The 11,125-nt window shown below is 57.8% G+C and carries 8 protein-coding genes; 1 reads left to right on the forward strand and 7 read right to left on the reverse strand.

Going from position 1 to position 11,125, the window contains the following annotated elements:
* Nucleotides 1-149: 149 nt before the first annotated feature.
* The 7 genes from lpdA to sdhC form a co-directional block, all read right to left on the reverse strand.
* Complete coding sequence (gene lpdA, locus ACI514_RS17035; protein WP_077571707.1) at nt 150-1,586, reverse strand: dihydrolipoyl dehydrogenase; 1,437 nt, start codon at nt 1,584-1,586, stop codon at nt 150-152.
* A gap of 98 nt (nt 1,587-1,684) precedes the next feature.
* Nucleotides 1,685-2,908, reverse strand: a complete 1,224-nt coding sequence (odhB, locus tag ACI514_RS17040) for a 2-oxoglutarate dehydrogenase complex dihydrolipoyllysine-residue succinyltransferase (RefSeq protein WP_405122070.1) — start codon at nt 2,906-2,908, stop codon at nt 1,685-1,687.
* 42 nt (nt 2,909-2,950) lie between these two features.
* Nucleotides 2,951-5,782, reverse strand: a complete 2,832-nt coding sequence (locus ACI514_RS17045) for a 2-oxoglutarate dehydrogenase E1 component (protein ID WP_160056872.1) — start codon at nt 5,780-5,782, stop codon at nt 2,951-2,953.
* A gap of 251 nt (nt 5,783-6,033) precedes the next feature.
* A complete protein-coding gene (locus ACI514_RS17050) occupies nt 6,034-6,738 on the reverse strand; it encodes a succinate dehydrogenase iron-sulfur subunit (protein ID WP_008077942.1) in 705 nt (234 codons plus the stop codon).
* An 11-nt stretch (nt 6,739-6,749) separates the two neighbouring features.
* A complete protein-coding gene (sdhA, locus tag ACI514_RS17055) occupies nt 6,750-8,522 on the reverse strand; it encodes a succinate dehydrogenase flavoprotein subunit (RefSeq protein ID WP_008077944.1) in 1,773 nt (590 codons plus the stop codon).
* A 3-nt stretch (nt 8,523-8,525) separates the two neighbouring features.
* Nucleotides 8,526-8,894 carry a succinate dehydrogenase, hydrophobic membrane anchor protein gene (gene sdhD, locus ACI514_RS17060; RefSeq protein ID WP_007977503.1) on the reverse strand — a complete coding sequence of 123 codons (369 nt, stop codon included), beginning with the start codon at nt 8,892-8,894 and terminating at the stop codon, nt 8,526-8,528.
* Complete coding sequence (sdhC, locus tag ACI514_RS17065; RefSeq protein WP_034156251.1) at nt 8,888-9,262, reverse strand: succinate dehydrogenase, cytochrome b556 subunit; 375 nt, start codon at nt 9,260-9,262, stop codon at nt 8,888-8,890. The genes sdhD and sdhC overlap by 7 nt, the downstream gene beginning before the upstream one ends.
* A gap of 362 nt (nt 9,263-9,624) precedes the next feature.
* Between sdhC and gltA the strand changes: the two genes are divergently transcribed.
* Entirely contained in the window at nt 9,625-10,914 is a 1,290-nt protein-coding gene (gltA, locus tag ACI514_RS17070) for a citrate synthase (protein WP_141126761.1), read from the forward strand.
* Nucleotides 10,915-11,125: the final 211 nt, after the last annotated feature.

Raw genomic sequence — 11,125 nt, forward strand, 5'->3', positions numbered from 1 at the left:
CGGCGCTGCGCTCGTTTGAGTGCCGCGCCACCTGTGACTGCTGCTTGCGTAGCTGAGCTACGCAAGACTGCGTCCAGCGGACATTCCGCGGTGAGACTTGCTCGCAAGGCTCACGACGGGCCGTTACCGCCGTGGTTTCTTATTGTCTGTTAACGCTTTTTGCGGTTGGCAATGTGGATGGCACCGCCATTCACAGCCAGAGCAGCTTCGTGCAAGGCTTCAGACAGGGTCGGATGGGAGAAAACCATCATGCCCAGATCTTCAGCGCTGGTGCCGAATTCCATACCGATCGCGCCCTGCTGAACCAGTTCTGCAGCGCTCGGACCAATCACGTGCACGCCCAATACGCGGTCAGTCTTGGCATCAGCGATGACCTTGACGAAACCACCGGTATCGTTGGCGGCCATGGCACGGCCGGAAGCGGCGAACGGGAAGGTGCCGACGTTAACTTCAACGCCTTCAGCTTTCAAGGCCTGCTCGGTTTTGCCAACCCACGCGATTTCCGGGTGAGTATAAATAACCGAAGGGATCAGGTCATAGTTCATCTGGGCTTTGTGGCCCTTGATGCGCTCGACAACCATGATGCCTTCTTCCGATGCCTTGTGAGCCAGCATCATGCCGCGAACCACGTCACCGATGGCGAAAACGCCCGGTACGGTGGTCGCGCAGTGATCGTCAACGTGCACGAAACCGCGCTCGTCGAGGGTCACGCCGCTGTCGGAAGCCAGCAGATCAGTGGTCACCGGACGGCGACCAACGGCTACGATCAGCTTGTCGAAAGTGATGGTCTGTTCGCCGTTGGCATCGGTGTAGTTCACAACGACTTCGTCGCCGTTGACTTTCGAGCCGGTCACGCGAGCACCCAGTTTGATGTCCAGACCTTGTTTGGTCAGGGTTTTCAGGGCTTCCTTGGAAACAGCGGTGTCCGCTGCCATCAGGAAAGTGTCCAGTGCTTCCAGGACAACCACTTCCGAACCCAGACGCGACCACACCGAACCCAGTTCCAGACCGATCACGCCAGCGCCGATCACGCCCAGACGCTTAGGTACGCTTTGGAATTCCAGTGCGCCAGTCGAATCGACGATGACTTTCTGATCAACCGGAGCCGGTGGAATGTCGATCGGACGCGAGCCTGGAGCCAGGATGACGTTTTCAGCTTCGATGACTTCAACCGAGCCGTCTGGCTTGGTGACTTCGACTTTCTTGCCAGCCAGCAGTTTGCCGTGGCCCTGAATCGAAGTAACGCCGTTGGCCTTGAACAGAGTGGCAACGCCGCCGGTCAGGTTCTTGACGATGCCAGCCTTGCGGCCAACCATCGCAGCGACGTCCATTTTGACTTCGCCAGTCGAGATACCGTGAACGTTGAAGCTTTCTTTCGCTTCCTTGTATTTCCAGGAGCTGTCGAGCAGCGCCTTGGAAGGAATGCAGCCCACGTTCAGGCAGGTGCCGCCCAAGGCTTGCTTGCCTTCTGCGTCGGTGTACTTCTCGATGCAGGCAGTGGTCAGACCCAGCTGCGCCGCCTTGATGGCAGCCACGTAGCCACCAGGGCCAGCACCGATCACTACTACGTCAAATTTCTGCGACATTCAAAAATCCTCTTTTTTGCAGCAAGCGTGAAGCCGCAAGCCTCAAGCCAAACTGCGGTTACTCGCAGCTTGCAGCTTGAGACTTGCAGCTGCTTCTATCAAATATCCAGCAACAGACGAGCCGGATCTTCCAGCAGGTTCTTGATGGTCACCAGGAAGGTCACAGCTTCTTTGCCATCGATCAGACGGTGATCGTAGGACAGTGCCAGGTACATCATCGGACGGATAACGACCTGACCGTTGATGGCCATAGGACGCTGGATGATGTTGTGCATGCCCAGAATCGCTGCCTGCGGCGGGTTGACGATCGGGGTCGACATCATCGAACCGAAGGTACCACCGTTGGTGATGGTGAAGGTACCACCGGTCATCTCGTCCATCGACAATTTGCCGTCACGGGCTTTCTTGCCGAAAGTGGCGATGCCGCCTTCGATTTCAGCCAGGCTCATCAGCTCGGCGTTACGCAGAACCGGAACAACCAGGCCACGGTCGCTGGAAACGGCAACGCCGATGTCCGCGTAGCCGTGGTAAACGATGTCGCCGCCGTCGATCGACGCGTTGACAGCCGGGAAGCGTTTCAGCGCTTCGGTGGCCGCTTTCACGAAGAACGACATGAAGCCCAGGCGTACGCCGTTGTGGGACTTCTCGAACAGGTCCTTGTACTTCGAACGCAGGGCCATGACTTCAGTCATGTCGACTTCGTTGAAAGTGGTCAGCATCGCCATGTTCGACTGAGCTTCAACCAGACGCTTGGCCACGGTGGCACGAACGCGGGTCATCGGTACGCGCTTCTCGATGCGGTCGCCAGCAGCGAACACAGGAGCAGCAGCCGATGGAGCAGCAGCCTTGGCAGGTGCGGCAGCCGGAGCGGCTTTCTTGGCAGCAACCGCTGCAACCACGTCTTCCTTGGTCACACGACCGCCCTTGCCGGTGCCGGCAACGGAAGCGATGTTGATGCCGTTTTCTTCAGCCAGCTTGCGCGCAGCCGGTGCAGCAACAGGATCATCTTCGCCTTCGGCAGCAGCCGGTGCAGCGGCAGCAGCGGCCGGAACAGCAGCGGCGGCTGGAGCAGCGGCAGCAGCGCCGCCAGCTTCGATGGAGCCCAGCACTTCGTCGGACAGAACGGTGTCGCCTTCGTTCTTGACGATTGCGCCCAGCACGCCGTCGGCGGTGGCCAGCACTTCCAGTACGACTTTGTCGGTTTCGATGTCGACGATCAGGTCGTCACGCTTGACGGCGTCGCCCGGTTGCTTGTGCCAGGTGGCAACGGTGCCATCGGCAACCGATTCCGGGAAAGTGGGGGCTTTGATCTCGATAGCCATTATCTGTGGTTCCTTAAATTCGGTTTCAGGTGCGCGAAGGCATTAAATGGTAAACGCGGCTTGCAGGAGTTTTTCCTGCTGCTCGGCGTGCATCGATGCGTAACCACAAGCTGGGGCAGCAGAAGCCTCACGGCCCGCGTACTCAAGTACGAGAGACTTGTCGAGGTTCCCGATGCTGCGACGCAAGTGGTGCTGGCTGCAGTACCAGGCGCCCTGGTTCATCGGCTCTTCCTGACACCAAACGGCATTTTTGACGTTGGTGTATGGAGCCAGGACTTCTTTCAAGTCGTCCTCAGGGAATGGGTACAGCTGCTCGATACGCACGATGGCGATATCTTCACGGCCTTCGGCACGGCGTTTTTCCAGCAGGTCGTAGTAGACCTTGCCGCTACACAGAACAACACGCTCGACCTTTTTCGGGTCCAGGGTATCGATTTCCGGGATCACGGTCTGGAACGAACCTTCGGCCAGATCTTCCAGGGTCGAGATGGCCAGTTTGTGGCGCAGCAGCGACTTTGGAGTCAGCACGATCAGCGGCTTGCGCAGCGGACGAATCACCTGACGACGCAGCAAGTGGTAGATCTGTGCTGGCGTGGTCGGTACCGCTACCTGAATGTTGTGCTCGGCGCACAGTTGCAGGTAACGCTCAAGACGTGCCGAGCTGTGCTCAGGGCCCTGACCTTCGTAACCGTGTGGCAGCAACATGGTCAGACCGCAGAGACGGCCCCACTTGTGCTCGCCGCTGGTGATGAACTGGTCGATTACAACCTGTGCACCGTTGGCGAAGTCGCCGAACTGGGCTTCCCAGATCACCAGCGCATCCGGCGTGGTGGTCGAGTAACCGTATTCGAACGCCAGTACCGCTTCTTCCGACAGGAACGAGTCGTACAGGTCAAAGCGTGGCTGACCGTCGTACAGGTGCTGCAGCGGAATGTAGGTGCCCGCGTCTTTCTGGTTGTGCAGCACAGCGTGACGGTGCGAGAACGTACCGCGGCCGATGTCCTGACCGGTCATGCGGATCGGGTGACCTTCGAACGCCAGGGTCGCGTACGCCATGGTTTCGGCGTAACCCCAGTTGATCGGCAGGCCGCCGGCTTGCATCTTCTGACGGTCTTCGTAGATCTTCGAAACCTGACGCTGAACCACGAAGCCTTCTGGAATTTCCAGCAGCTTGGCGGACAGTTCTTGCAGGGTCTTCAGATCAAAGCGGGTGTCGTGACGCGCAGTCCAGGCGTGGCCCAGATACGGACGCCAGTCCACGAACAACTCTTTGTTCGGCTCTTTGACCAGCGATTTCACTACGTGCAGACCGTTGTCCAGCGCGTTGCGGTATTCGTCGACTTTCGCCTGAACACGCTCTGCGTCAAGCACACCGCCCTGGGTCAGACGATCAGCGTACAGCTCACGAGTGGTGCGCTGTTTGGTGATCTGCTGATACATCAGAGGCTGGGTGCCGCTTGGCTCGTCGGCCTCGTTGTGGCCGCGACGACGGTAGCAGACCAGATCGATGACCACGTCACGCTTGAACTGCATGCGGTAGTCGATGGCCAGTTGGGTCACGAACAACACGGCTTCCGGATCATCACCATTCACATGGAGGATCGGCGCCTGGATCATCTTGGCAACGTCGGTGGCGTACTCGGTGGAACGCGAGTCCAGCGGGTTGCTGATGGTGAAACCAACCTGGTTGTTGATCACGATGTGCACGGTACCGCCGGTCTTGAAACCGCGGGTCTGCGACATCTGGAAGGTTTCCATGACCACGCCCTGACCTGCGAATGCAGCGTCACCGTGGATGGAGATCGGCAGAACCTTCTCACCGGTCGGGTCGTTACGACGATCCTGACGGGCGCGAACCGAACCTTCTACCACCGGGGAAACGATTTCCAGGTGGGACGGGTTGAACGCCATGGCCAGGTGAACTTCACCGCCGGCGGTCATCACATTGGACGAGAAGCCCTGGTGATACTTAACGTCACCGGAACCCAGCTCGACCTTCTTCTTGCCTTCGAACTCGTCGAACAGCTCGCGCGGGTTCTTGCCGAAGGTATTGACCAGCACGTTCAGACGACCACGGTGGGCCATGCCGATGACAACTTCCTTGGTGCCGTAGGAACCGGAACGCTGGATCAGTTCGTCGAGCATCGGAATCAGGCTTTCGCCGCCTTCCAGACCGAAACGCTTGGTGCCCGGGTATTTGGTGCCCAGGTATTTTTCCAGGCCTTCACCGGCAGTCACGCGCTCAAGCAGGTGGCTCTTGATGTCGGCGGAGTACGTCGGACGACCGCGCACGCTTTCCAGACGCTGCTGGAACCACTGGCGCTGCTCGGAATCGGTGATGTGCGTAAATTCAGCGCCGATGGTGCGGCAATATGTCTGCTGCAACGCTTCGTGAATTTCGCGTAGGCTCGCTTCCTCTTTGCCGATGAACAGGTCGCCGGCACGGAAGGTCGTATCAAGATCGGCATTGGTCAAGCCGTAATGATTGATCGACAGGTCTGCAGGTGCAGGACGCTGCCACAGCCCCAGCGGGTCAAGCTGGGCTGCCTGGTGGCCACGCATACGGTAGGCCTGGATCAATCGCAGCACTTCAACTTGCTTCTTCTCGTGCTCACTGCTCACGCTGCCGGCGGAAACCGGTTGAGCGCGGCGCTGGTTCTTTGCCAGCAGCACGAAATGATCGCGAATTGTCGAGTGCGAAACATCAGTGGCAGAGTTGCCGTCGGCAGGCAACTTCTGAAAGTAGGTGCGCCACTCTTCTGGCACAGCGTTAGGGTCGTGCAGGTAGAGCTCATAAAGCTCTTCCACATAGGCAGCGTTTCCACCTGAAAGGTAGGCGCTGTTCCACATGCGCTGCATCACGCTTTCTTGCATGCTTGGTCACCCTCGGTTAGGGGAACACCATCGATGTCGACACCGAGCAAACTTGCAGAAGTCCGAATGCAGCGACTAAAACAAGCCACTTAGGATCACACTGATAGTCCGGGTACCAGCCCGGATGCCCCTGCTTGTCTCATTTCTTCAAAATAAGAGCCGCAGCTTATGGCTACTGCTCTGGTTATAGCCATGACGCGGGTTGAAGCCCGCGCCACAGCCTCTACGGTGCAGCGGTTACAGCAGCTGAATCACACGCCGCTCGAAAGCAGCATGTTACGGATGTGACCGATGGCCTTAGTCGGGTTCAGGCCTTTCGGACATACGTTGACGCAGTTCATGATGCCCCGGCAGCGGAAGACGCTGAACGGGTCATCGAGTGAAGCCAGACGCTCGTTGGTCTTGGTGTCACGGCTGTCTGCCAGGAAGCGATAAGCTTGCAGCAGTGCAGCTGGACCCAGGAACTTGTCCGGGTTCCACCAGAAGGACGGGCAAGAGGTCGAGCAGCAAGCGCACAGGATGCACTCGTACAGACCGTCGAGCTTTTCGCGCTCTTCTGGCGACTGCAGACGCTCGATGGCCGGAGCCGGCGTGTCGTTCTGCAGGTAAGGCTTCACCTTCTCGTATTGCTTGTAGAAGATGCTCATATCGACAACCAGGTCACGGATAACCGGCAAACCTGGCAGTGGACGAACAACCAACTTGTTACCTTTTACAACGGCAGACAGCGGCGTGATGCACGCCAGGCCGTTCTTGCCGTTGATGTTCATGCCGTCGGAACCACAAACGCCCTCACGGCAAGAGCGACGATAGGAGAAACCTTCGTCCTGTTCTTTGATCAGGGCCAGTACGTCCAGCACCATCAGATCTTTACCACCGGTATCGATCTGGAATTCCTGCATGAACGGCGCGGCGTCCTGATCAGGGTTGTAACGATAAACGCTGACTTGCAACATGGCGGCCACCCTTAATAAGTCCGAATCTTAGGTTCAAAAGTCGGAACAGTCTTCGGCGAGAAGTTCACGGCACGCTTGGTGACGCGCTTGTCACCCGGGAAGTACAGGGTGTGGCACAGCCAGTTTTCGTCGTCACGGTCTTCGAAGTCTTCACGGGCGTGAGCACCGCGCGACTCCTTGCGTACTTCAGCCGCGATGGCGGTAGCTTCAGCCACTTCCAGCAGGTTTTGCAGTTCCAGCGCTTCGATACGGGCAGTGTTGAACGCCTGCGACTTATCGTTGATTTTCACGTTGGCGATACGGGTACGCAGGTCAGCAAGCTGAGCGATACCTTTCTGCATGTATTCGCCAGTACGGAATACACCGAAGTAGTTCTGCATGCAGTTCTGCAGCTCGCGACGCAGGGTTGCCACATCTTCACCGTCGGTACGGCTGTTCAGCGCGTTCAGACGCGACAGGGCAGCTTCGATGTCGGCTTCGGTAGCGTCGTCGTATTCGATGCCGTCGGTCAGCGCCTTTTCCAGGTGCAGGCCGGCAGCGCGGCCGAATACCACCAGGTCGAGCAGCGAGTTGCCGCCCAGACGGTTGGCACCGTGAACCGATACGCAAGCCACTTCGCCCACAGCGAACAGACCAGGGATGATCTTGTCGACGCCTTCAGCGTCCTGGGTGATCGCCTGACCATGAATGTTGGTGGCAACGCCGCCCATCATATAGTGGCAAGTCGGAACAACCGGAACCGGAGCAACAACCGGGTCAACGTGTGCGAAAGTCTTCGACAGCTCGCAGATGCCTGGCAGACGGCTGTGCAGCACTTCCTCGCCCAGATGGTCGAGTTTGAGCAGTACGTGGTCGCCATTCGGACCGCAACCGTTGCCGGCGATGATTTCTTTAACCATCGAGCGAGCAACCACGTCACGACCGGCAAGGTCTTTGGCGTTCGGAGCATAACGCTCCATGAAACGCTCGCCGTGCTTGTTGATCAGGTAACCACCTTCACCACGGCAACCTTCGGTAACCAGTACACCGGCGCCGGCGATGCCGGTCGGGTGGAACTGCCACATTTCGATGTCTTGTACCGGCACGCCAGCACGCAGAGCCATGCCGACGCCGTCACCGGTGTTGATCAGGGCGTTGGTGGTGGAAGCGTAGATACGACCTGCACCGCCGGTAGCCAATACAGTGGCTTTAGCGCGAATGTAGGTGGTTTCGCCGGTTTCGATGCAGATCGCGATCACACCGACGAAGTCGCCTTCCTGGTTTTTCACCAGATCGACAGCGTAGTACTCGTTCAGGAACGTGGTGCCGGCTTTCAGGTTGCCCTGATAAAGGGTGTGCAGCAGCGCGTGACCGGTACGGTCGGAAGCCGCGCAAGTACGTGCAGCCTGACCGCCCTTGCCGTAGTCCTTGGACTGGCCACCGAACGGACGCTGATAGATGCGGCCTTGTTCGGTACGCGAAAACGGCATGCCCATGTGGTCCAGCTCGTAAACGGCAGCCGGGCCTTCCTGGCACATGTATTCGATAGCGTCCTGGTCACCGATGTAGTCGGAACCCTTGACGGTATCGTACATGTGCCAGCGCCAGTCATCATTCGGGTCAGCGGACGCGATTGCGCAAGTGATACCGCCCTGAGCGGATACAGTGTGCGAACGGGTCGGGAAAACCTTGGTGATCACGGCAGTCTTGTGACCGCCCTGTGCCAGTTGCAGCGCCGCGCGCATGCCGGCACCGCCACCACCAATAATGATGGCGTCGAAAGAAATCGTTGGAATGTTAGCCATGACTCAGATACCCCAGAGAATCTGCACACCCCAGACGAAGTAAGCGAACATCGCAACGCCGCATACTGCCTGGAAAAGGAAACGTACTGCAGTCGCGGACTTGCCCAGCGCCATTGGCGTCAGGTAGTCGGTCGCGATGGTCCACATGCCGACCCAGGCGTGAGCGCCAAGGGCAACGAGGGCCAGCAGACTGAAGATACGCATCCCGTTGTGAGCGAACAGGCCGTGCCACTGGTCGTAGCCAATGCCCGGATTCGCTGCAAGGTATCCGATCAGGAAGATGAAATAAGCCGCGAGAACAACCGCAGACACACGTTGCGCCATCCAGTCATAGAGGCCCGAACGCGAAAGGTTCGTAACGCTGGTTACCATATCCAAACTCCTGCCAGAACGATCAGCACCACGGAAACGGCGATGATAATTTTCGAGCCCAGGCGGCCGCCTTCCAGCGTCTCACCGATGCCCATGTCCATGATCAAGTGGCGCACACCGGCTACCAGGTGATACAGCAGAGCGGACAGGAGGCCCCATGCTACGAACTTGGCCAGCGGGCTGGTCAAGCATGCCTTCACCTCGGCAAAACCTTCCTCGGAACCCAGAGATTTGCCCAATGCATAAAGCATGAAGCCGATACCCAGGAAGAGGATGATGCCGGAAACACGGTGAAGAAACGACGTAACGCCGGTGATGGGGAGTTTGATGGTCCTTAGGTCTAGGTTTACAGGTCGTTGGCTTTTCACGGCTTTTTTTTCACACTGAAGAGCCCCTAACAATCAGGGCAAAGTTGTTGGGGAGTGCACTGGTCAGGTAACCACCACCCAGGGATGCGACCCCCAACAAAGCTGGCCCAAAAGCCCTTGGCGGTCGGTGGCCGAGTATAGACAGTTAGGTTACTAATGACAACGCAATCACCTACCCCCAATAGCTGATTGCACAAGTCGTATAAAAGGCGTAAATGGCAGTCAATTTCGAGGAAAAAGTGCGCTTAAAGCCTTCTGGAGCAAGACTTTAGGCAAATTGACATTCGAATTTATCTCACTATAGTGGTGCGGGCCCTGCGTGGGGGGTCTGTCTGATGGTTCAAGCATAAATAGGAGGCCACATGGCTGACAAAAAAGCGCAGTTGATCATCGAGGGCGCAGCCCCCGTCGAGCTGCCCATTTTAACCGGCACCGTTGGTCCCGATGTAATCGATGTTCGGGGCCTGACGGCCACGGGCCGCTTCACTTTCGACCCGGGTTTCATGTCGACCGCCTCGTGCGAATCGAAGATTACCTATATTGACGGCGACAACGGCATTCTGTTGCACCGCGGCTACCCGATCGAACAGCTGGCTGAAAAGTCGGACTACCTGGAAACCTGCTACCTGCTGCTCAACGGCGAACTGCCGACCGCAGAACAGAAGGCCCAGTTCGTCAGCACCGTGAAAAACCACACCATGGTTCACGAGCAGTTGAAAACCTTCTTCAACGGTTTCCGTCGCGACGCCCACCCGATGGCCGTCATGTGCGGTGTAGTCGGCGCCCTCTCGGCCTTCTACCACGACTCCCTCGACATCAATAACCCGCAGCATCGCGAAATCTCCGCGATCCGTCTGGTTGCCAAGATGCCGACCCTGGCAGCGATGGTTTACAAGTACTCCATGGGCCAACCCATGATGTACCCGCGCAACGACCTGACGTACGCGGAAAACTTCCTGCACATGATGTTCAACACCCCGTGCGAGATCAAACCGATCAGCCCGGTGCTCGCCAAGGCCATGGACCGCATCTTCATCCTCCACGCCGACCACGAGCAGAACGCGTCGACCTCCACCGTGCGTCTGGCCGGTTCTTCGGGTGCCAACCCGTTTGCCTGTATCGCCGCCGGTATCGCCGCACTGTGGGGCCCTGCCCACGGCGGTGCGAACGAAGCCGTTCTGACCATGCTTGACGAGATTGGCGATGTGTCGAACATCGACAAGTTCATCGCCAAGGCCAAGGACAAGAACGATTCGTTCAAACTGATGGGCTTCGGTCACCGCGTTTACAAGAACCGCGACCCTCGCGCGACTGTCATGAAGCAGACCTGCGACGAAGTACTGAAGGAACTGGGCATCAACAACGATCCGCAACTCGAACTGGCCATGCGCCTGGAAGAGATTGCGTTGACTGACCCGTACTTCATCGAACGCTCGCTGTACCCGAACGTCGACTTCTACTCGGGGATTATCCTCAAGGCGATCGGCATTCCGACCAGCATGTTCACCGTGATTTTCGCGTTGGCACGTACTGTTGGCTGGATTTCGCACTGGAAAGAGATGCTCTCCAGCCCGTACAAGATTGGCCGTCCGCGTCAGCTGTACACTGGTTACGAGTCGCGTGATATTTCCAAGCTGGAAGACCGTAAATAAGATTTGTCTTGCGATGAAGTCTTAAGTTGTACCGGGAACGGCCTCTATTTATATAGGGGCCGTTTTTGTTTGTCTGGGGATTGGGATTGGGGGCATATCCGTTTTTCGGGTGCTGCCGCTGGCGGTTTCGCTCTTACAGCGAGTCCCTTTTTCAAACGCCAAAAAGGAACCAAAAGGCTTTGCCCCTGGCGTACGGCACTTCGCTTAGGCT

Origin of the sequence: Pseudomonas sp. M20 (assembly GCF_045037865.1) — a bacterium.
Taxonomy (GTDB): domain Bacteria; phylum Pseudomonadota; class Gammaproteobacteria; order Pseudomonadales; family Pseudomonadaceae; genus Aquipseudomonas.

Excerpts from the sequence above, each read along its gene's own strand:
- lpdA (WP_077571707.1), bottom strand. The coding sequence starts at position 1,586 with ATGTCGCAGAAATTTGACGTAGTAGTGATCGGTGCTGGCCCTGGTGGC.
- odhB (WP_405122070.1), bottom strand. The coding sequence starts at position 2,908 with ATGGCTATCGAGATCAAAGCCCCCACTTTCCCGGAATCGGTTGCCGAT.
- ACI514_RS17045 (WP_160056872.1), bottom strand. The coding sequence starts at position 5,782 with ATGCAAGAAAGCGTGATGCAGCGCATGTGGAACAGCGCCTACCTTTCA.
- ACI514_RS17050 (WP_008077942.1), bottom strand. The coding sequence starts at position 6,738 with ATGTTGCAAGTCAGCGTTTATCGTTACAACCCTGATCAGGACGCCGCG.
- sdhA (WP_008077944.1), bottom strand. The coding sequence starts at position 8,522 with ATGGCTAACATTCCAACGATTTCTTTCGACGCCATCATTATTGGTGGT.
- sdhD (WP_007977503.1), bottom strand. The coding sequence starts at position 8,894 with ATGGTAACCAGCGTTACGAACCTTTCGCGTTCGGGCCTCTATGACTGG.
- gltA (WP_141126761.1), top strand. The coding sequence starts at position 9,625 with ATGGCTGACAAAAAAGCGCAGTTGATCATCGAGGGCGCAGCCCCCGTC.